The sequence below is a fragment of the uncultured Chitinophaga sp. genome (assembly GCF_937874145.1).
Classification (GTDB): Bacteria; Bacteroidota; Bacteroidia; order Chitinophagales; family Chitinophagaceae; genus Chitinophaga.
In genome coordinates, this window is sequence record NZ_CALNBI010000193.1 from 1 (window position 1) to 22,552 (window position 22,552).

General features: G+C 54.7%; 19 protein-coding genes and 1 pseudogene. 16 read left to right on the forward strand and 4 right to left on the reverse strand.

What is annotated here, in order from left to right; all coding sequences use genetic code 11:
* Positions 1-48 precede the first annotated feature (48 nt).
* From Q0510_RS09045 to Q0510_RS09070, 6 genes are all read left to right on the forward strand, one after another.
* Complete coding sequence (locus Q0510_RS09045; protein ID WP_298710226.1) at positions 49-510, forward strand: DUF4268 domain-containing protein; 462 nt, start codon at positions 49-51, stop codon at positions 508-510.
* Between the two features lie 179 nt (positions 511-689).
* On the forward strand, positions 690-863 hold the full coding sequence (locus tag Q0510_RS09050) for a hypothetical protein (RefSeq protein ID WP_298710228.1): 174 nt from the start codon (positions 690-692) through the stop codon (positions 861-863).
* Positions 864-874: 11 nt separating this feature from the next.
* Positions 875-1,882 (forward strand): bestrophin family protein, encoded by a 1,008-nt coding sequence (locus Q0510_RS09055; protein WP_298710230.1) that lies wholly within the window; start codon positions 875-877, stop codon positions 1,880-1,882.
* A 66-nt stretch (positions 1,883-1,948) separates the two neighbouring features.
* Positions 1,949-2,407, forward strand: a complete 459-nt coding sequence (locus Q0510_RS09060; RefSeq protein ID WP_298710232.1) for a carboxymuconolactone decarboxylase family protein — start codon at positions 1,949-1,951, stop codon at positions 2,405-2,407.
* Between the two features lie 74 nt (positions 2,408-2,481).
* Positions 2,482-3,216, forward strand: a complete 735-nt coding sequence (locus Q0510_RS09065; RefSeq protein WP_298710233.1) for an FAD-dependent oxidoreductase — start codon at positions 2,482-2,484, stop codon at positions 3,214-3,216.
* A gap of 10 nt (positions 3,217-3,226) precedes the next feature.
* Positions 3,227-4,006 carry a succinate dehydrogenase cytochrome b subunit gene (locus Q0510_RS09070; RefSeq protein ID WP_298710235.1) on the forward strand — a complete coding sequence of 260 codons (780 nt, stop codon included), beginning with the start codon at positions 3,227-3,229 and terminating at the stop codon, positions 4,004-4,006.
* Positions 4,007-4,078: 72 nt separating this feature from the next.
* Here Q0510_RS09070 and Q0510_RS09075 read toward each other — a convergent pair whose 3' ends face one another.
* From Q0510_RS09075 to Q0510_RS09090, 4 genes are all read right to left on the reverse strand, one after another.
* Positions 4,079-4,438 carry a YciI family protein gene (locus tag Q0510_RS09075; protein ID WP_298710236.1) on the reverse strand — a complete coding sequence of 120 codons (360 nt, stop codon included), beginning with the start codon at positions 4,436-4,438 and terminating at the stop codon, positions 4,079-4,081.
* Positions 4,439-4,549: 111 nt separating this feature from the next.
* Positions 4,550-5,311, reverse strand: coding sequence for an SDR family oxidoreductase (locus Q0510_RS09080; protein ID WP_298710237.1), 762 nt, complete (start codon positions 5,309-5,311; stop codon positions 4,550-4,552).
* A 248-nt stretch (positions 5,312-5,559) separates the two neighbouring features.
* Complete coding sequence (locus tag Q0510_RS09085) at positions 5,560-8,763, reverse strand: sigma 54-interacting transcriptional regulator (protein WP_298710238.1); 3,204 nt, start codon at positions 8,761-8,763, stop codon at positions 5,560-5,562.
* 219 nt (positions 8,764-8,982) lie between these two features.
* Positions 8,983-9,759 carry an alpha/beta hydrolase gene (locus Q0510_RS09090; protein ID WP_298710239.1) on the reverse strand — a complete coding sequence of 259 codons (777 nt, stop codon included), beginning with the start codon at positions 9,757-9,759 and terminating at the stop codon, positions 8,983-8,985.
* Positions 9,760-9,963: 204 nt separating this feature from the next.
* On the opposite strand from Q0510_RS09090, the gene Q0510_RS09095 reads away from it, so the two are divergent.
* The 10 genes and pseudogenes from Q0510_RS09095 to Q0510_RS09140 form a co-directional block, all read left to right on the forward strand.
* Positions 9,964-10,359 carry a DUF1398 family protein gene (locus tag Q0510_RS09095; RefSeq protein ID WP_298710240.1) on the forward strand — a complete coding sequence of 132 codons (396 nt, stop codon included), beginning with the start codon at positions 9,964-9,966 and terminating at the stop codon, positions 10,357-10,359.
* A gap of 73 nt (positions 10,360-10,432) precedes the next feature.
* Complete coding sequence (locus Q0510_RS09100) at positions 10,433-11,299, forward strand: sugar phosphate isomerase/epimerase (RefSeq protein WP_298710241.1); 867 nt, start codon at positions 10,433-10,435, stop codon at positions 11,297-11,299.
* Positions 11,300-11,515, forward strand: coding sequence for a hypothetical protein (locus Q0510_RS09105; RefSeq protein ID WP_298710243.1), 216 nt, complete (start codon positions 11,300-11,302; stop codon positions 11,513-11,515).
* Positions 11,516-11,773: 258 nt separating this feature from the next.
* Positions 11,774-12,610: pseudogene (locus tag Q0510_RS09110) on the forward strand (methyltransferase domain-containing protein); the annotation flags it as partial.
* Positions 12,611-12,740: 130 nt separating this feature from the next.
* A complete protein-coding gene (locus tag Q0510_RS09115) occupies positions 12,741-13,337 on the forward strand; it encodes an RNA polymerase sigma factor (RefSeq protein ID WP_298710244.1) in 597 nt (198 codons plus the stop codon).
* A gap of 87 nt (positions 13,338-13,424) precedes the next feature.
* Positions 13,425-14,591 (forward strand): FecR family protein, encoded by a 1,167-nt coding sequence (locus Q0510_RS09120; RefSeq protein ID WP_298710245.1) that lies wholly within the window; start codon positions 13,425-13,427, stop codon positions 14,589-14,591.
* A gap of 294 nt (positions 14,592-14,885) precedes the next feature.
* Positions 14,886-18,149: a TonB-dependent receptor gene (locus Q0510_RS09125; RefSeq protein WP_298710248.1), complete on the forward strand. Its 3,264-nt coding sequence runs from the start codon at positions 14,886-14,888 to the stop codon at positions 18,147-18,149.
* Between the two features lie 24 nt (positions 18,150-18,173).
* Complete coding sequence (locus Q0510_RS09130) at positions 18,174-19,622, forward strand: RagB/SusD family nutrient uptake outer membrane protein (protein WP_298710250.1); 1,449 nt, start codon at positions 18,174-18,176, stop codon at positions 19,620-19,622.
* Between the two features lie 15 nt (positions 19,623-19,637).
* Positions 19,638-21,629 carry an FAD-dependent oxidoreductase gene (locus tag Q0510_RS09135; protein WP_298710252.1) on the forward strand — a complete coding sequence of 664 codons (1,992 nt, stop codon included), beginning with the start codon at positions 19,638-19,640 and terminating at the stop codon, positions 21,627-21,629.
* A 231-nt stretch (positions 21,630-21,860) separates the two neighbouring features.
* Positions 21,861-22,552: SulP family inorganic anion transporter (locus Q0510_RS09140; RefSeq protein WP_298710254.1), on the forward strand; the 692-nt coding region annotated here is incomplete at its 3' end.

Sequence of the window (22,552 nt, forward strand, 5' to 3'; positions counted from 1 at the left end):
GTTTTTAAGTAGCGATCCAGTGACTTGCACCTTCCAAATACAACAGATTTGTATTCAAAAGAAGAGACTTCAAGGATCAGGGAGGCTTTCTGGACCGCATTCGGCCAGTATATCGCCCCGCACATGTCTGCCGAAGGCGGCAGGGTGAACTGGACCAATTACAAAACCGGCGTGAAGCACATTTATTTCCGGATGCAGGCCGGCAGCCGCGATGCCTCGATCAGTATCGAGATCGCGCACCCGGACGAAGGCATCCAGGAGCTGTTCTTCGAGCAGTTCCTCCAGTTCAGGGCCGCCCTGGAAAACCATCTCGGCGAAGTCTGGACCTGGGAGCTGCATGCGAAAGACGATTACGGGAAAACCATCAGCAGGATTTATATGGAACTGCCCGGCGTGAATATTTTCAGGCAGGAAGACTGGCCGGCGCTGATCTCCTTCTTCAAACCCAGAATTATCGCGCTGGATGTTTTCTGGAGCGAAATGAAATATCCCTTCGAAGAGTTGAGCTGATCTTCCCCCGAAATCTTCACTATATTCCGCGTATTCGTTGGCCGTTGACGAAATATCGCGGGGCGGGAACATGAGGATAGTAAATAAGATGTTGATAATGAATTAATTGGAGCGATGGCATGCCGGTTGCAAAATCTATCCTGTTAATACAATCATCGTTCACCATTACATTCAACATCATGTCACTTTTATCACAAACCCTCCGCAACAGCATTCTCCCGACGGAATCCGAAGATGCATCCATTCCCGTTCCCATCCGTGAAACGGATACCTGGCAGGGTTCCGAGTACCTCGACGATCTCATCCGGACGGACGACCAGGAAGAAAGTTTCCCTTCAACCCAGACCGCCTGATATTCTGAAATATGCATATAGGCAAAGCTTACAGGTTATCTTCCTTTTTATACTGGACGCGCCGCGATTTGTACCTGCTGGTGATCCTGGCCTCGGTGCCGGTGGTGATGTACGAAGTCTGCGGCTGGAAATGGGCGGTGCTGCCGTGGACGGTGGTATCGCTGCTGGGTACGGCCACCGCGTTTATCGTGGGTTTCAAGAACACGCAGACTTACAACCGAACGCGCGACGCCCAGGCTGTTTGGACCAGCATCGCCACTACCAGCAATCTCTGGGGCATCATGTGCCGGGATTATTTCCGGGACCCCGCCATCGCGCGGAACCTTATCTACCGCCACTTCGCCTGGCTGACGGCTTTGCGCTACCAGCTGCGGGGCGAGCGGGTCTGGGAGGTGGCTGATATGCAACACAACGCCGAATACCAGCGGTATTACACCATCCACGAGCGCACCTGCGACCTGGACGGCGAGCTGGCGAAATACATTTCGGTGGATGAGCGGGCTAAGCTGACGGCCGTGCGCAGCAAAACCACGCAGCTCCTGGCGATGCAGAGCGCGGCGGTGAAAGCGGCCTACGGGGCGGAAGCGGTGCTGCCGGCGCAGTTTATCGAGCTGCAACGAACGCTTAACACGTTTTTCGCGCAGCAGGCGCAAAGCGAATCCATCAAGGATACGCCTTATCCACGGCAGTATTCGATCATCAATACTATATTCGTAAGGGTATTTTGCGTGTTGCTGCCGTTCGGGCTGCTCCAGGGATTCGACGAGCTGAACCGTTCCACGCCGGGCCTCATGCATGGCTTTATGGTCTGGCTGCTGGTGCCTTTCTGCGTCATCATCACCTGGATGTACACTTCCCTGGTGCAGGTGGGGGAGAGCACCGAAAACCCTTTTGAAGGCAGCGCCAACGATGTGCCCATCACCCAGATCTGCAGGGCGATAGAAATCGACCTGCGGGAAATGCTGGGAGAAAAGGAACTGCCGCCGGTCATCTTACCGGAAAACGACATCATCCTGTAATAAATTGCCGGGAAATGTCCAGTCGGACGAAAACCGATTGTTATTAAAGTAGTAAAAACATATACAATGGAACAGAGCATTAATTTCATGGAGAAGGGACAGAACGCCCTCAAATCACTTTTCAGCGCCGGCGCATATCTGAAGAAATCGCTGATAGAACGGAAGTTGCTGGAACTGGTGGATTTCAGGGTGTCGCAGATCAATGGCTGCGCGTATTGCCTGGATATGCATTCGAAAGACGCGCGCGCCCACGGCGAAACGGAGCAAAGGCTGTACGCGCTGAGCGCCTGGCGTGAGACCAGCTTCTTCAACGACCGGGAAAGGGCTGCGCTGGCATGGGCAGAAGCGGTAACCGCCGCCAATGTGCCGGAAACCACTTTCAACCGGGTGCGGGAACATTTCAGTGAAGAAGAACTGATCGACCTCACACTGGCCGTTACCAATATCAACACCTGGAACCGCTTCAACATCGCATTTCCAAACCCCGACGCCGTAGGTACATACCAGGCCGGTCAGTTTGGCTGAGATGTGAAGTCACGCCCGAAATTGGAATAACTTCCTGTCGCTACAACCACCTGCTCATCCTGGAATATCCAGCCATGGCGGCCCTCAACCGCACGTACGCCTGGCAACCCGCCATGATCGACGGCGCGCCGAACCTGCTGGCACCCATGAGCGCCAAAACCCACGCGGCCGCCTTCAACGCCCTGCAGAAACTCGGTGTGCGGATCCGGCTGAATACGCAGGTGAAGGATTACCAGGACGGGCGCGTGCAGTTATCGGACGGCACCAGCATCGAAGCCGGGACTTTGATCTGGGCCGCCGGTGTGATCGCGAATTCCTTCAACGGCATCGCCGCGGAAAGTATGGGCAAAGGCAAACGCATGATCACGGACGCTTTCAATAAAGTGAAGGGATATGCCGACATATACGCCATTGGCGATATCAGCATCCAGTTTACGGATGCGCTGTACCCCAACGGGCACCCGCAGGTTGCGCAACCCGCTATCCAGCAGGGGAAAACGCTGGCGAAGAACTTACTGCGCCTGGCGAAAGGGAAAGCGCCGAAGCCATTCAAATACTTCGACCGGGGCGATATGGCCATCATCGGCCGGCAATTCGCCGTGGCGGACCTCTTCAAGCACAAACTACATCTCGGCGGGCTGATCGGCCTGCTGGGACGGCTTTTCATCCATGTAATTTCCCTCGTCAATTGCAACAACAAGATCAAAACGCTGTATAACTGGGCCGTTGCCTATGCCACCCGCGACCAGGCGCTCCGCCTGATCTTCAGGCCGGGCAACCGGGAAAACCGGAACCAGGCGGCCTCCTAAACTAACTGCCATGATGAGTTTCAAATTACTGTTCCGCTCCTCGCTGGGAAGGAAGCTGATCATGTCCATGACCGGACTGTTCCTTTGCCTCTTCCTCATCGTGCACCTGGGCGGCAATCTCACGCTGTTTGCCGGCGATGAAGGCTACACCTTCAATATCTACGCCCATTTCATGACACACTTCCCGCCCGTAACCTTCGCGGGATATGTGTTGTATGTTTCCATCCTGATCCATGCCTGGTATGCCATCGTGCAAACGGTGCGGAACCGGAAAGCGCGGCCGGTGAAATATGCGGTTCCTTCCAAAGCCGGCGCCAGCTGGGCTTCGCTGAATATGGGACTGCTGGGGAGTATCATTTTTTTGTTCCTCGTCATCCATATGACCAACTTCTGGGGGCGCTACAAATTCACAGAAGGCACGTACCGCGAATACCGCACCGATCTGCTGACCGGCAAAATAACCAACACGCTATACGTTCCCACATCACCGGATTTCGAATATGCGGTGACGATGGAGGGGAATACGGAGATCGTCCGGGTGAAGGACCTGTACGGCATCGTAACGGAAAGTTTCAGCATGCTGTGGTACGTAGTATTGTACCTTTTTGCCATGGCGGCCGTGTCTTATCATCTGTATCATGGCTTCCAGAGCGCGTTTCAGACGGCGGGATGGACACACCGGAAATTTGCTTCCATCATCCGTTTTACGGGCGTCTGGATTTTCGCGGTGATCATTCCGGTGGCATTCGCATCTATGCCAGTGGTGTTTTATATCAAAAGTTTGTTTTGAGAAACAGTGTGGCGAATGAAAAAAAGCCTTTGCGATGTGCAAAGGCTTTTTTGTTTCTATGCTGCCCGGGTATTATGCAACCGGGGGGATGGCCATGCGTACTTCCACGATGGCGCCGTACTGGATGATGGGGCAGCCTTTGGCCAGTTCCACCGCTTCGTCGTAATCCTTCGCGCGGATGAGGAACAGGCCGCCAATGGATTCCTTGCCTTCCGCATAGGGGCCGCTGGCGATTTGTTCTTTTTGTTTATCCTGGCGGATCACCCTGCCGTCTACGTCCCAACGTTTGGGAGGCGCTACCAGTTTATCCTGAGCGGCGATGCCGGCAACCCAGTCCTGGTAAGGCTTGAGGGCTTCTTTCATTTGTTCGGGGCTGGGTTGGGGATGGGCACTGGTCAGATCTCTGTGGATCACTAATAAGAATTCTTGCATGATGTTGATGAATTTAAAGTATGAATTGATGGTTTGAATACGGATGGGAAATGCGTTTCCTGGCTTGCCGGGCGCCGGTGTGCTGCCAGGCAAGCCCTGGAAACGGCCATATTATTGCTTTACCGGCTGGGTGGCGAACCAGGCGGCGAAATCGGTCTTCCCGATGCGGGGTTGCGCACCGGGGCCGGGTACCAGCGACTGGTCGTTCAGCATCGCACCAAAATACCGGGCGTTGGCGTCGGAAATCACCGTACGGGGATCGTTCACTTCGCGGAGATAGCGGGCCGCAAGGGCCGACAGGCTAACTTTTTCAGGGCCGGCGATTTCGAGGGTGCCGTTGATCGGCTTGCCGGTGGCTACGTCTGCCACCGCCGCCGCTACGTCGTAGGACGCGATGGGTTGGATGGCGGCGGGCGACAGGTGGATGTTTTCACCCTGCGCCGCGGACGCCACGATACCGCCGAGGAATTCGAAGAACTGCGTGGAATGGACGATAGAGAAAGGAATGCCGGACTTTTTGATGAGATCTTCCTGGACGGATTTGGCGCGGAAGTACCCGCTTTCCTGCAGGCGTTCGGTGCCCACGACCGACAGCGCGATGTGGTGCTTCACGCCGGCTTTCTCTTCTGCGGAAAGCAGGTTGCTGCCGGAGGTTTTGAAGAACTCCATCACGGCATTGTCTTCGAACGAGGGGGAATTGGCCACGTCGATCACAACGTCGGTTCCCTGCAGGGCTTCGGATAATCCCTCACCGGTAACGGTGTTGACGCCCGATGCGGGGGAAGCGGCGATCACTTCATGGCCTTCCTGGCGGAGGCGGGCTACGGTTTTGGAGCCGATGAGGCCGGTTCCGCCGATAACTACGATTTTCATAATACTGATATTTTAAAGTGATGTTTGATTTGGCTTTCTTTTATGCCGGTTTGTTGGATGCATTGTATTAGGCAAGTGGAATGCCATTGACTTAATAGTTTGTATTTCAATTATTTATGGGAAGATGAACGATGTTTCTTTCACGTTATTCAGCGAAAGGCGGCATGTTTCACGAAATGCAGTGTAATGGTCATAGAAATAAAAAAGCCGGAACGGGATGTTCCGGCTGCAGCTTCCCGATTTAGTTATCAGTTGTTGAAATAATCCGCTTTCAATATCCCGAGTTTTTTCATTTTGGAATGAAGCGTGGTGCCGGGGATTTCCAGTATCTCGGCTGCTCCGCCTACGCCCGAAATCTTTCCTCCGCAGCGTTTCAGCACTTCGATGATGTAGTTTTTTTCGATATGTTCCAATGTTTTGGAAGACGTGCTTTGTGTTGACTCCGCATTTTCGGGGCGGTTGCGGTGGGGGAGGCTGATTTCTTTGAGCGTGGGCCCGTCGCTGAGCAGGATGGCGCGTTCGATCTGGTGTTCCAGTTCGCGGACGTTGCCTGGCCAATCGTAGCTTTTCAGAACTTTCAATACTGCGGCGGAAATACTGCTGACCTTTTTGCCGATGTTCTTGCTGAACTTCCCGACAAAGGCATTGGCCAGGGGCTCGATGTCTTCCAGCCTTTCCCGCAACGGCGGCAAATGAATAGGGAACACATTCAGCCGGTAATACAGATCCGAGCGGAAGCGCCCTGCCTGCACTTCGGCTTCCAGGTTGCGGTTGGTGGCGGCGATGATCCGTACGTCCACTTTAATGGTGGATTTGCCGCCGACTCTTTCCAGCTCCCGTTCCTGCAGCACGCGCAGCAACTTCACCTGCAGTTCCAGCGGCATTTCACCGATCTCGTCGAGGAACAGCGTACTGTTGTTGGCCAGCTCAAACTTCCCGATGCGCCGGTCTATCGCACCGGTAAACGCTCCTTTCTCATGCCCGAACAATTCGCTTTCGATCAGGTGGGTGGGCAGCGCGGCGCAATTCACCTTCACCATCAGCTTGCTTTTCCGCGGAGAAGCATTGTGTATGGCCCGCGCGATCAGTTCCTTGCCCGTACCGGTTTCGCCCAGCAGCAATACCGTGGAAGAAGATTCGGCCACCTGCCGCATCAGTTTATATACTTTCTGCATCTGCGCGCCGCTGCCAACGATCTCCGAGAAATTATAAATGGTTTTGATCTGCTCGCGCAGGTAATCGTTTTCGTTTTCCAGCTTCTGTTTGTACGCAATGATTTTCTCCGTAGCCTGGATATTTGCGATCGCGACGGATATCTGCGCCACGATGCTGTTCATCACATTGAGATTCACTTCGTCGGACAGCAGCCACAGAATGCCGATGTTGGTGCTGCCCGCCCGCAGCGGCGCACCAAATGCGCAACGCATGCCCAGCGACTGCCAGAAGTGAATGATCGGTTCCTGCGTCCCTTTTTCGATCTCTTCGTTAACGTTGAAAACGACCAGCCCGTCGTTGTTCAACACCCGCGCGGATAGCGGATGGTGAATGTCGATGGGCCGCACCATGAGGGTTTTGAATGCTTCCACCTTTTCGCCGAGCATGGTTTCGTCGTACATATACGGCGAAAGCGTGAGCCCGTCTTCTTCGATGATGCGGATGATGGCCAGCCGGATATTCAGCACATTATGCAGCACGTTGGAAATGGCGCGCTGGAGATCGTTTTTGGTACGAATCGCGGCAATGTCGCGGCTGAACGTATGTAGAAATGCTTCCTCATTCTCCCGCCTTAAAATTTCTTCATTGGCGATGATGTTGGACATGGCGATGGAAATCTGCGCGCAAATCCCCTGCAGCAGCGGCATATTGATTTCTTCGATGCTTAACCAAAGAATGCCGAGGTTTTGATTGCCGGTCCGCAAGGCCATTCCCACCACGGTATTGAAGCCCGCATTTTTCCAGAGTTGCAGGTACGGCGCGGTATTGCCCCGGTTCAGTTCCGTGTTTACGCTGAAGAATAGCGGGATCTCGCTGGCGAGGATGCGGTTCTGCAACCCGTCGTCGATGGGCAGTTTGGATACGGCCAGCTGCTTCACCAGCGCTTCGTCGCGCGATTCGATGGTGTCGTCGTAGAGATAAGTAGTAGTCGTGGTTTGATCTTCGTTGATTTTCCGGATGGCGTAGCCGTCGAGCGTCGCGATTTTACTGAGGCAGGTGCGCACGGCCAGCGCCAGGTCGGCCTTGCTGCGGACGGCCGCAATGTCGCTGCTGAAATCTAACAGGAATGATTTTTCTTTTTCCCTTTCCAGTATCTCTTCATTCGCCGCAATATTGCTGACAACGGCAAACAGTTGGCTGGATATGCGTTTGAGGATCCCGACGGCTTCGGTGCCGAAGGTGCCCGGCGCTTTGGAAAAGAGCATGAGGCTGTATTTGGAGGAGCCATTTCCGCCGAGGATTTTGATGATCATCTCCCGCGCCCCGGCTTCATAATGCAGCCGGAACCACAGCGGCGCGGCCGCTTTGTCCATCTTGTGCATGTCCAATACGATCGGGTTGTAGTACATGGTGGCGACGTCGTAAATGCCATCTTCCGCGGGCGTCGCCATCGACAGCGCGTCGCCTTCGTCCGAAAGCTCGCGCAGCCGCGCTTCCGAATCAATGAGATAAGCTTTATAATTCTCTTCCCGCTCATCCATCACCGTCATCATGCAACTCGAAAACGGAACGATTTCTTTCAGGTGCGAGCTCAATACTTTCAACAAATCCTGCCTGCTTCTCACTTTCACCATTTCGTTGCTCAGCGACAACAGGATTTCGTTGATCCATTCGCTGTGCTTCATCGCTTCATTGATCTGGATCTGCGCCACAGCGCTGGATATCTGTGGTGCAATGCCGGTAACGATGCTTTTGAATTCATCTGTAAAACCGGCGGCATCTTTGGCGTACATGTGGAGAAACCCGATGACCTGGTCCTTGTCTTTCAACGGCGTCATCATCAGCGCCCGGATTCCCGCGGAGAAATTCACCCGGAGGAAAGTGGGGCTTTCGGGCACTTCGTTTTCATCATTCCATACAAAAACCGTAGGGCCGCCGTTTTTCATGACTGTTTGGATGAAGTCGTCCGCCATCGGAAAACGGGCTACGACCAATTGCGGGTACATATCATGTTGCTGGATGGGTGAAGATTGCGGATCGAGCAGGAATGGCGTGTACGACTGCTGGCCGGGGTTGATCAGCGTCACGATGGAATGTGAAAACGTAAACATCTCCCGGATCTTATTGGACAGGATCACGATGAGGTCGGTTTTGTTGCGGACCTTCGTTATATCATTCCCCAACTCCAGGAGAATACGGCGCTCCGCTTCGAGGAACCGGATACGGTCGCCGGAATCGCCGGATACCAATACGGTTTTGGAAGGAGGGGCGGATGTTTTTGATGTCGATGTTTTCATGCTTGCTGGACAGATTAATACGTTTTGAATAGTTGCGCTCATATATACAACAACTGGAAATCCATAATTGGACATTCTTCCTGCCGAAAAATTATGATGGATTCTCAAAATATTGATAATCAGTATGATGGATTTTGAGGTGGATATCCGCCAAAGCAGGAAATCCGGGCACAAAGGCCCGGATTTCTCCATTTTACACGCTACTCCCATAACGGCGGGTTACAGTTCCCTGGCTGCGCCGAGGATGATTTCCGTTACTTTTTTGGGCATGGATACCATGGGTACATGGCTGGATTTCAATTCGGTGGTTTTCGCTTTGATCATTTTCGCTTCGGCCCTGGCGAGGTCGGGCGTCACCATGTGGTCTTCCGTGCCGATAATGGCCCAGGAGGGTTTGGACTTCCAGGCGGCGGTGGAGATTTTGGTGACGGTGGCTTTCGATGCCCATGGGGTTTGGGTGGCGAAGATGACCTGCCTTTCCGCTTCCGGGAGGTCCTGCGCGAAATGCTGGTGGATGCCTTTGGAGGAAAGGCTGATGAAGCCCTCGGCATCGGGCTTGAATTCCGCGCTGCCGGGCGCGGCGGGATAGGGCTGGACGATATCCATGACCGACTGGCCGTCGTTGGGAATAAGGGCCGCCACGTACACCAATCCCGCTACTTTGGGATCATTTCCCGCTTCCGTGATCACCACGCCGCCGTAGGAATGGCCTACGAGCAGCACGGGACCATCCATCAGCGCGATGGCTCTTTTGGTGGCGGCTACATCGTCTTCCAGGGAAATCAGCGGGTTTTGCACGGCGATGACGTTGAGGCCGGCAGCGGTGAGCCCGGGGATGACCTTCGACCAGCTGGAGCCGTCGGCGAAGGCGCCGTGAACGAGCACCACGTTTTTAACGCCTTTGGGGATGGATTGGGAATATGCGTCCTGGGGGGCGGACACTGCCGCAGCTGCGAAGAGCACAGTGGCGGCGATGGTTTTTTTGATGGTAGACATACTTTTAGTTTTTTATGGTTTAAATTTTGGATAGACAAATGCGTCAGGACATGTATGTTGCTATTCCATATTTGCAAGCGGCAAGCCATCATGTAACAGATTGATTAACAATATATAGCTGGTTGATGCCGGTTTTTTTTTGCCTGGATTTCGTAAATCCGCGAAGGGAACCCCGGCATTTCGGCAGGAAATAAAATCCACAGTATGTTTACGATCGAACAAATCGAACAGGCGCACGGCAAAGTGCAATCCGGCGCTGATTTTCCCGCTTACATCCGCGAGCTTGCGCAGCTTGGCGTGATGCGGTATGAGACCTTCGTTTCCGACGGGCACACTAAATATTATGGTCCCGGTGATGAAAAAGTTGCGTCCGGCACTCCCCATGAGCCGCTGGCCGTGGCGCACACGGCAGACATGGCGGGTTTCAACGAAGCGTTGAAATCCCATCAGCAGGGGGGCACGGATTTCCCCACGTTCCTGGCTGATTGCGCGAAGCATGGCGTGGAGAAATGGGAGGTGAAGGTGGATGAAGGGACTTGTACCTATTATGATAAAACAGGGCGCGTGGTGCTGGAGGAATCCATCCCGCAGGCGGATTGAAGGCTTGAAAAGCAGGTGGTGGAAGATGATGCCGTTTTTGTATTATTGCAATGTCATCATCCAATTCATCTACATGCAAAGAAGAAATTTCATAAAAACGCTGGCGATCGGCGCGGCCGGACTGTCGGCGTCGTCATCGCTCTGGGCCCGTTCCGCGAGCCCCCGTGCGCTGGGGCTCCAGTTATATACCGTACGCGACGCCGTGGCCAAAGACCTCCCCGGCACCCTGGAGCGCCTGGCCAAACTGGGCTACACCCGGCTGGAAATATACGGGTACGATGGTAAGTTTTTCGGCAGGGACACCGCCGAGTTCAAGAAAATATTGTCGGGATCGGGCATGCAGGTCATCAGCTCGCACCACCTGGCGGGGCATGGCATGAAAGCAAAAGGCACCTTGCTCGACGGGTGGGACAAAGCCGTGGAGGACCTCCATGCCCTCGGCGCCAAATATATGGCCTGCGCCTACCTCTTCCCGGAAGAAAGAACGGGAGAATTTTACGCGAAACTGCCCGATCTGCTGAACAAATCCGCGGAACGCACGAAGGCCGCCGGCATCCAGTTCGCCTATCATAACCATGATTTCGAATTCGAAAAATACGGTGACGCCACTTTGTACGAACACCTCCTCGAAAAAACCGATCCGCAACTGATGAAAATGGAACTGGACCTGTACTGGATCGTGAAAGCAGGCCAGGACCCCATTTCCTGGTTCCAAAAGTATCCCGGCCGCTTCCCGCTCTGGCATGTAAAAGACATGGAGAAAGGCTCGGGGGATATTACGGAAGTCGGCAACGGCGCCATCGACTTCGACCGCATATTTGCCGCGCGGCAGCAGGCGGGGTTGCAGGAATGGTTTGTGGAGCAGGACGAAAGCAAAGGTGATATTTTCAATAGTATAGCACAGAGCCACCAGTTTTTGGATAAAAAAAAACTATGGTAGATGACGGAGGAACGGCCGGAATCGAATATAGATGCGGTTTATGACGCGCTGATTGCATTTTTGTCGGATGCATGGCCGGTGGAGCCCGGACTCTTCATCGTACTTTGGAAATCGGGAATGGCCCCGGTATTTGCGGCTTCCCGGTCCCAGGCGCCGCTACGGCAATTCACCGTCGGTGATCTTGAAAGAGCAATTCACGAAAGAAAATTAACTTAATTATTTTTCAACCGCATCCTGCAGGATGCGGTTTTTCTTTTTATTGCGAACCATCTCCCCATACTTCGGGAAAAATTTCCATTGATAATTTATTCTAATGAGTAGATGGGTACCGCATTTCCGCGGATTGTCATTTAACAAAATTTTGAAGGCCGGGATGATTTTCATGTGATGGGAGTATATACTTTTGCGGCTGTATAATAACCCCGAACCCCGGAAAATTCACAATTAAACCCCAGGCGTGGCAACACGTATTATTTCAATTCAAATTCAAACAGCATGAATCCAAACAAAGCGTTGTGGGAAAAAGGCGATTTCACGAAAATCGCGGACAGCATGCGGGAAAGCGGCGAAGCGCTCGTATCCCGGTTAGGTATTACAAAAGGCATGAAGGTACTGGACCTGGGCTGCGGCGACGGCACCACGGCCATCCCGGAAGCGAAAATGGGCGCGGACGTGCTTGGTGTCGACATCGCGGGTAATCTCGTGGCGGCAGGGAAAAGACGCGCCGAGGCCGAGGGCCTTTCCAACATCACGTTCCAGGAAGGCGATGCGGTCCAGCTGCAGGGGATCGAAGACCAGCGTTTCGACCTGGCGGTCAGCATCTTCGGCGCCATGTTCGCCCCCAAACCACAGGACGTGGCCAATGAGCTCGTGCGGGTGACCAAGCCCGGCGGCCGCATCGTCATGGGCAACTGGATACCCGGAGACCCGACCCTGGTGGCCCAGATCCTCAAAATCAGCTCGGCATACACCCCGCCGCCGCCCGAAGGTTTCGTGAGCCCCATGCTCTGGGGCGTCGAAAACCACGTGACCGAGCGCTTCGGCAACGCCGGCGTTGCCCCTGAAGACATCCACTTCGAAAAAGATACTTTCCACTTCAGGATCGGCATCTCCCCGGAAGCATACCTGGAACGATTCCGCCTGTTTTACGGTCCCACCATGAACGCCTACGAAGCCGCCGGGAAAAATGGCAAAGCGGAAGCCCTCCAGCAGGAACTGCTATCACTATTCAATAGCAAAAACGAAAGCGGCGACGCCAACGCCACGCTCATCCCCGCCACTTTCCTCAAAGTGACGGTGAACCGCAGGTAAAATATTGCGGCTTATCCGCCCGTTTTTCCAGGCCCCGGTTTCCCAACCGGGGCTTTCGGATTTGCAGGACCGGATTTTTTCTTATTTTTATTTCGCCAGTTTATCAATCATCCAATCCGAATAACCGGACATGCACGAAATTCCACATAGTGACAGCGAAATGCTGCGCCTGCTCGCCCTTGGCGACGAACGGGCGTTCCAAAGGCTATTCGAGCGCTATTGGGATGCAGTCTACTCCACTTCGCTGGCCCTTACCAAATCTGCCGCCATCGCGGAAGACATTGCGCAGGACGTTTTCACGATCCTATGGGAGAAAAGGGCTGCCCTGGCCGAAGTTTCCCGGCTGGAAGGTTACCTTTTCATTACCGCCCGCAACCTCATTTATTCCCGTCTCCGCAAGCTCGCTTCCGGCGACGCTTACCGGCAATACGTGCTCCAGTTCCTTCACGAAGGCGGCGCCCAGCAGGCCGATCATGCGGCGGAATTCAGGGAGCTGGAACAATGCGTGCTCACCGCCATCCGCCAATTGCCGCCCCAGCAGCAACGCGCCTTCACGCTGAGCCGTTTCGAAGGCATGCGCCACGAAGAAATCGCCACCACCATGGGCGTTTCGCGCATCACCATTAAAAGTTATATCGTCCAGGCGATCGCATCCCTGCGGAAGGCCCTTTCCAACCACCCCTCCGGCGCCATGGGCGCGCTCTGGGCCATGATTTTCTTCTCCTGAAATTTTTTTTGATCCCGGCACCTCCCTTTTCCCGCGCTATGCGTCTTTATCATGACGACCGGCAAATCCGGCACCCTATCGCACGTTATGGATCAACAGACTTTCAATAATTTATTGCAACGCTACCTCAACGAGGAACTGAGCCAGGAAGAGGCTTCCCGGCTGCTGGACTCGCTGGAGGATGCATCCATGCGGCAGGAATGGGAACGTGCCGTGGGGCAGCTCCTGCGCGACAAGTCCGCGCATGGGCAGTCGGACCCCGAAAGGATGGAAGCCGTCCGCCGGAAAATCATGTCCGGCGCCAGCCGTCCGGTTCCGCAACGTTCTGTCATCCGCAGATTGCGCCCCGCCTGGGCAGATGCTGCCGTTTTAGTACTGGCAGTTACGGCCTGGTTCTGGTGGCAACCTGCCGCCTCCACGAACGCTATGGCGGGTTTGGAAGATTCCGTGTTACAGGTGGTGCCCGGCGGCAACAAAGCCGTGCTCTACCTGGCGGGCGGGCAGGCCATCACCCTCGATACCGCCGGCAACGGCGCCATCGCCAGCCAGGGCGGTGTGCAGGTCATCAAGCTCGACAGCGGGCAGCTGGCCTACCAGGGCGGCGGCCAAAACGGGGAAGTAACGTACAACACCCTCGCTACGCCCCGTGGCGGGCAGTTTCGCATCATCCTGCCCGACGGTTCCTCTGTTTGGCTGAACGCCGCTTCCACACTGCGTTTCCCGACAGCGTTCACCGGCAGCGAAAGGATAGTCGAACTGAAGGGAGAAGCCTATTTCGAAATCGCGAAGAACGCCAAAATGCCTTTCCGGGTGAAAGTGAAGGAAATGTCGGTCCAGGTGCTGGGTACGCATTTCAACGTAATGGCGTACGACGACGAATCCAGCATCCGCACCACGTTGCTCGAAGGCGCCGTGAAGGTGAACCAGGGTTCCCATACGCTGGAGATGCGGCCGGGGCAGCAGGTGAGCGCTCATCCGGCGGGTAATATGAGCATCCAGGACGGAGTGGATGTGGAGGAAGTGGTAGCCTGGAAGAACGGTTATTTCCACTTCAACCACGAATCCCTCCAGGGCGTTATGCGGCAGATCGGCCGCTGGTACGACGCGGAGATATCCTATGAAGGAGAGATCCCCGACCGGGAATTCGGCGGCAAGATCGCGCGGGGCAGCAGCGTGAAAGACGTACTCAAAATATTGGAACTCAGCAACGTCCGTTACAGGATCGAAGGGAAAAAGATCATCGTGACACCATAGTATTCATCATTATTCCATTCCACTAAAGCTTTATTCTGATTACCGTTATGAAAAGAAAACCGACATGACCTTCCCGTAAAAGGTTGCGCCCATAAAAAAGCCGGACTCCGATGGCAGTCGGATCCGGCAAAGATGTAAGGGCAAACCATGACAAATGGATTTCCACGGCATTCCACGACACTGGCCAACAGCCAGACGGGATTTTTATTACCCTAACAAACCAAATTTATGCAAATTAGTGCTATTTGTACGCGGTATTTTACGCGGCGATTGATTTACAAAACGCTGTTGTGTATGAAGTTTTCCGCTATTCTGCTATTGGCCGCCTGCCTGCAGGTATCCGCCAAAAGCCTGGCGCAGCAGGTCTCGCTCTCGGAGCGCAACGCCTCCATCGAAAAATTGTTCCGTTCCATCGAAAAGCAAACGGGTTACGTGTTTTTTTATGATCATCAACTGATCGACAAAACGCCCACGATCAACCTGAAAGTGAGCAATATCCCGCTGGAAGAAGCGGTGGAACTGGTCTTGAAAGGCCAGCCGCTTTCCTATTCCATCATCGGGAAGAATATCGTTATTAAAGAAAAAAGATCCGTTTTTTCGCCGTACAGCCCGGTGAAAGTGCTCGTGCAGGATACGATGCTCAACATCACGGGGCGCGTGCTGGATGCGGACGGGACCGCCCTGCCCGGGGCCACGGTGGCCGTCAAAGGGTCTGGCTCGCAGGGCACGGTAACGGACGCCAACGGTTATTTCAAGCTCCGCGTTCCCAGGGGCACTATTATAGAAGTTACCTACATCGGTTATAAAAGCGACGAGAAAACCGTCCTGATAGAACAACCGCTCCAGTTCACCCTGCAGGAGCAGGCCGCGAGCGCCGACGAATTCGTGGTCGTGGGTTATGGCACCGTTCGCAAAAGCGATCTGACAGGTTCCCTCAGCCAGGTGAAATCCAAAGAAATCAACGCATTCCCTTCCACCAACGTCATGCAGGCGCTGAACGGCCGCGCGGCAGGGGTGAGGGTGATCCAGAACGGAGGTTCGCCCGGTGGCGGCGTTTCCGTACGTATCCGCGGCACCAACTCCATCCTGGGCGGCAACGAACCGCTGTATGTGATCGACGGGTTCCCGTACGACGGCAATCCGACTTTCCTTCAGAACGCCGACATCGAATCCATGGAAATCCTCAAAGATGCATCGTCTACCGCCATTTACGGTTCCCGCGGCGCCAACGGCGTGGTGATGATCACCACCAAAAGCGGCCGCAAGGGCGATCGTACGAGGGTGGACGTGGACGCGGGCTACACCTGGCAGTTCGTTTCCAAAAAAATGGACCTCATGAACGCCCGGGAATATGCTTTGCTGTATAACGAGCAGGCCCGCAATGATAATGTGGCCGAATATTTCACGCAGGCGCAGATCGACAGCCTCAGCAAACACCCGGGCACGGACTGGCAGGACCTCGTGCTGCGCACCGCGCCGATCTACAATTTCAGCGCTACGGTGAGCGGCGGTTCGGACAAGACGCGCTTCTCGCTGTCGGGCTCCGCTTTCCTGCAGGACGGTATCGTGAAATCCAGCGACTACAAGCGCTATAACCTCCGCGGTAACATCGAGCATGACATCAGCAAGGTGTTCAGCGTATCGGTGAATACCATCCTCACCCGCCTCAACTCCGCCCGCCAGAATTCCGGCCTCGGCAACCGCGGGAACGACCTGATCTCCGGCATGCTCATGGCGCCGCCATCGCTCACGCCTTACCTGGCCGACGGCAGCTACCGCCGTCTCAATACTGCTTATCCCTTTATCTCCAACGTTATCATCAACCCGCTGATCTTCATTAACGAAAGAAGCGACAAAATCCAGGGCGACCGCGTGCTGGCGAATGCGGCATTGACGATCAAGCCGCTAAAAGGCTTGTCTATCCGCATTTCTGGTGGTATCGACAATCTCAACGACCGTACCGACAAGTTCAATAAAATCGAGCCTACAACCAATTCCGTGGGCTGGGCGGAAGTGCTCACCTCGCAGCATACGAGCCTGCTGAACGAAAACGTGGCGACTTACACCAATACTTTCGGCGACCATTCGCTGACGGCCATGGCGGGTTTCACGTATCAGGACAAAAAGATGACGAGTATGAACGGTTCCGGCACCGGTTTCCTCAGCAATATCGTATACACCGGCGATCTCACGGGCGCGCTCACGCCGGGGATCCCTTCTTCCGGCTATGCGAAGTGGGCGCTGCTGTCGTATCTCGGACGGGTGAACTATTCGTATAAAGACAAATACCTGCTGACGGGCAGCATCCGCCGCGACGGTTCTTCCCGGTATTCCAAAGGCCAGCAGTGGGAGAATTTCCCTTCCGCCGCCATCGCCTGGAAGGCGTCCAACGAGCCGTTCCTGAAACAATCCCGCGCGATTTCGGACCTGAAAGTGAGGGCCAGCTGGGGATTGTCGGGTAATCCCTCCATTTCGCCCTACGCCACGCTCCGCCAGCTGGGTTCGCTGAATACGATTTTCGGGGATCAGCTGTCTGTAGGATATGCACCCGGTTCCCAGTTACCCGGCGATCTGCGCTGGGAAGTAACGCGGCAAGTGGATCTGGGTATTGACGCTGGTTTCCTGAGAAACAGGCTGCACCTGACTTTCGACCTCTACCATAAAAAGACGCGCGATCTTTTGAACAACGTGAAGCTGCCGGTTTCTATGGGTTATGCTACGACCGTGCAGAATGTGGGCGAGATCGAGAACAAAGGTTTCGAAATCGGGGTGGACGCGAATATTTTCGACGGCCGCGAGGTGAACTGGAACCTGAGCGGAAACATCGGTTTCAACCGGAACAAGGTGTTGAAATTGTATAATGGGCAGGATATCAATGGTACAGCCTTCTATACCGGTTCTGTACAGGATTTCGTGAATATCCTGCGGGAAGGGAAGCCTTTGGGCGTGTTTTACGGGTATAAGGAGATCGGCTATACCGACAATGGCAACCTGCAATACGAAGACATCAATAAAGACGGGATAATGAACGCAAACGATAAAACATTTATCGGCGATCCCAACCCCGACTTCATCTATGGTATTAATTCTACCACATCCTGGAAAGGTTTCGAGCTGACGGTATTCCTCCAGGGCTCGCAGGGCAATGACATTTTCAATTTGAACCGTGTAGGCGCGCTGGACCTGGGCATGGGCCTCAACCTGCCCCGCGAGGTTTTCGAAAGCCACTGGACACCGGAGAACCGCAACGCCAAATATCCCCGCATTACGCGGACGCTGACGGCGAACATGTCGTCGCGTTTCGTGGAAGACGGTTCCTACCTGCGTTTCCGCAACATCCAGCTGGCGTATAACGTGCCGGTGAACAACGCAGCCAAATGGTTCCGTTCGGCACAGGTGTATGTGAGCGGCCAGAACCTGATCACGTTCACGAAGTATTCCTGGTACGATCCGGAGGTGAATGCCTACGGAAGCGGCAATTCCTTCAACCAGGGCATCGATTATTCCATTTACCCGATGAGCAAATCAGTTACAGTTGGCATCCGTTGCGGGTTCTGATTCTTCACCATTCAATCCGACATTATGAAAAAAATTACGATACTAATATTGACGACGCTGGTGATGGCTTCCTGCTCCGACGCGCTGTTGGAAGAACCGCAATCCATTGCCGCGGAAGTGTTTTACAATACACCGGCCGAAGTGGAAGCCGGTCTCAACGCCATGTATGTACCGCTCCGCCGCGGCAGCGCGCTGGGAGCCTTGTATTTATGCCAGCACGAAATTTATACCGAATACCTGTATGGCCGCGGCAGCCATGCGCCGCTGAACGATTATGCAGGCCTCGACCAAACCAACGTATCACGCGTGGGGGATATGTGGGCGGTGTTTTACGAATCCATCCGCAACGCCAACATCGTGATCGAAAGGGCGCCGCTGGGCACGAAGATCTCCCCGGCGCAGCTGGACACTTACCTCGGCGAAGCGCGCTGCATGCGGGCGCTGAATTATTTCTACCTGGTGCGCAACTGGGCCGGCGTACCGATCCGCGACGAGCATAATATGAACACGCGCGAGCTGGCGCGCAACACCCAGGAACAGGTGTACGACTTCATCGTGGCGGACCTCGAGTGGGCGGAAACCCACCTGCCCGATAAGCCGCGGCTGGCCGGTGCGCCGTCGAAATGGTCGGCCAAGGCGATCCTGGCCGACGTGTACATGAACCTGCACCAGTACGATAAAGCGCGCGACAAAGCGGGAGAAATCATTACCAGCAACAAGTTCAGCCTGGTGAATGTGACGGTGGCGGAGGATTTTGAGAAAGTATTCGGGGCGGATATCGCTACTTCCACCGAAGAGGTGCTGTACCTGAAATATGCCCGGGTGCCCAGCGGGCAGGGGTTCTCTTATCCGCAGTATTGCCACTATCCGAATTCGGGGTATTTTCCGCCCGGAGGGTTTTATACATTCTACAGCGATTCCGAATCGAATTTGTTCCTGAAAAACTGGGATAAAAACGATTTGCGTTATACATTTAACTGGTATTCGCAAACCTTCGGCCTGGGGCCCAACACGATCCTGCTCAAGAAGTTCGTGGATAAACAGGCGGTTACAGGTGGAGGGAACGATTACCCCATGTACCGCTATGCCGACATTCTCCTGTTTTACGCTGAATGCGTAGCCCAGGCGGGAACTGCACCGAATGCCGACGCGATGGAAAAATTGAATATGGTCCGCCGCCGCGCTTACGGGAAGAATCCAGCCACAGCTGATGCCACGGTGGATTTCAAGCTGGCGGATTATGCCACGAAAGATGCATTCATCGACCTGGTGGTGCGCGAGCGCGGGTATGAGAATTGCGGGGAATCGAAGCGCTGGCTGGATCTGAAGCGCCTCGGCATCGCGGAAGAAATCGTGCAGGCAGGGAAAGGCAAAACGATGGCGCCGCGCCATCTGCTGTGGCCGATTCCTGTTATCGAAACAAATTATAACAAAGCAATAGATCCAGTCAAAGATCAGAATCCCGGTTACTAATCCAATCCATAAAAGATGCAAAAATTAAGAAAGACATTCCTGTTCTGCCTGCTGGCGATGCCCGGCAGCATGATGGCGCAACAAGTGAGGGAAGTAGATATCTGCGTGTACGGCGGTTCCTCTGCCGGTGTGATCGCCGCTTACACGGCCAAAAAACTCAATAAATCCGTGATCGTGATCGAACCGGGCAAACGCCTTGGCGGCCTTACCTCCGGCGGCCTGGGATACACCGATATTGGCAACAAATATGCCATCTCCGGCATTTCCCGCGACTTCTACCGCCGCGTGGGCAAGCACTACGGCAAATTCGAAACCTGGATCTTCGAACCCAGCGTAGCTGAAAAAGTATATGATCAGTATGTGAAAGAAGCCGCATTGGACATCGTGTACGATCACCGCATCATCAATGCCAGCAAAACGGCCGGCAAGGTGACCGAGATCAGGCTGGAATCTTCCACCGGCGACGCTCCCAAAGTCACCACCGTTCGCGCGAAAATGTATATCGACTGTTCTTATGAAGGCGACCTCATGGCGCGGGCGGGCATCTCCTACACGGTGGGCCGCGAAGCCAACGCGCAATACGGCGAAACGTACAACGGCGTGCAACTGCTGAACAAGCACCAGTTCCCCGACGGCATCGACCCGTATAAAATTCCCGGCAAACCAGAGAGCGGCGTGCTTTGGGGCATCAGCACCGAACCGCTGGCCGCGCAAGGCTCCGGCGACAAAAAAGTGCAGGCCTACAACTTCAGGATCTGCCTGTCCAACAAACCCGAAAACCGCATCCCCATTACCCGTCCGGAAGGCTACGATTCCACCCGCTACGAGCTGCTGCTCCGCATGGCGAAGCACCACACCCCGGGCGACCTCAACGGCTTCCTGAAATTCGACCGGATGCCGAATAATAAGACCGACATCAACAACAACAACGCCTTCTCTACCGATATGATCGGCATGAACTACGATTACCCGGAAGCCGATTACGCCACCCGGGCGCGTATCGTGAAAGAACACGAACTGTACAACAAAGGCCTGCTGTACTTCATCGGCCATGATCCCCGCATGCCCGAGCACCTCCGTAAACAAATGCTCGAATGGGGCTACCCGAAAGATGAATATACCCAGTTCGGAAACTGGTCGCCGCAGATGTACGTGCGCGAAGCCCGCAGGATGGTAGGCGCATACGTGATGACGCAAGCCAACTGCCAGGGTAAAGAAACGGTAGACGACGGTGTAGGCATGGCCGCCTACACGATGGATTCGCACAACTGCCAGCGTATCATCGTCAACGGTATGGTGAAGAATGAAGGGGATGTGCAGATCGGTGGCTTCGGTCCTTATCCCATCGCTTACCGCTCCATCATCCCGAAAAAGGAGGATTGCGGTAACGTGCTGGTGCCCATCTGCCTCTCCGCTTCCCACATCGCATACGGCTCCATCCGTATGGAACCGGTGTTCATGGTTCTGGGGCAATCCGCCGCCACAGCCGCTGCTATGGCGATCGACGCGAAGCAATCCGTACAGGACGTGGATATCGCCAAACTGAAGGAAACCCTGCGCCAGCGCCCCCTCGCAGTGAACGCAACCGCCGAAATCCTCGTGGATAACGACGACCAGCAACAGGTAACGGTAACCGGCGACTGGAAGAAAATCAACCGCGGCGCTTATGGTCCTTCGGCCTATGTTGCGGACAAAGGCGCCTCCGGCACCGTGCGCTTCACGCCGAACGTGGTGGCCGCCGGCACCTACAGGATTTATTCCTACGTGCCCAAGCAGGCGGATATGACCCAGCACACGAGCATCAAAGTGTCGACCGATGGTAAATCCGTGAAACCGGTGGACTTCGCCGCTTCGGCGGTAAAAGTGGAAGGACAGACGTCCGGTGAATGGGTGGACCTCGGCACGGTGAAACTCGCCAAAGGCAACAAAGGCTACGTGGAAATCACGACCGACGGCGCGGATGGTACCGTGCTGGCGGATGCGGTGCTGTTCATCCCCGAAAAATAGACGTGACTAGAAAAAGCAAAAGCCGGACCCGACTGGGCCCGGCTTTTTTTTCCGGATAAGGCCGCCGCTTTTTTTTATATACAGGATTTTATACCTTCGCGCCACATGAAAGGACCATCCGCATCCGCAGCCCTTACTCCACCATGAGGAGCAAATTTTCCCGCTGATCCAGCGCAAGGGGCTTCCTGTCCTTAATTTATCCTCCATTTTCTACATCCAGATACAACATACATGAAGGCGATCTTCAATTTGTTTGACTTTACGCAGAAAGTCAACTACCGGAACGAAATTCTTGCCGGCCTTACCGTGGCCATGACCATGATGCCCGAATCCCTCTCTTTCGCGATCCTCGCAGGCTTTCCGCCGCTGGTGGGTTTGTATGCGGCGTTTATCATGGGATTGGTGACGGCCGTCCTGGGTGGGCGCCCCGGCCTGATATCCGGGGGCGCCGGCGCCACGGCGGTGGTGCTCATCGCCCTGATGCAGTCTAACGGGATCGAATACGTGTTTGCGGCCGTCGCATTGGCGGGGCTGCTGCAGATATTCGTCGGGGTTTTCAAGCTGGGGAAATTCATCCGCCTGGTGCCGCAGCCGGTAATGTACGGCTTCGTCAACGGCCTGGCGGTGATCATCTTCATGGCGCAGCTGGAACAATTCAAAACGAATACCGGCGGGCAGCTGGCATGGCTGAGCGGCGGCCCGCTTTGGATCATGGCGGGATTGGTAGCGCTCACCATCGGGATCGTATGGCTCACGCCCAAAATCACGAAAGCCATACCGCCCTCGCTGGTGGCCATCGTGACGGTGTTTATCCTGGTGCTGGCGCTCGGGATCGATACCAAAACCGTGAAAGATATTGCTTCGGTGAGCGGTGGGTTCCCGCCGTTCCATATTCCTATGGTGCCGCTGAACGTCGAAACGCT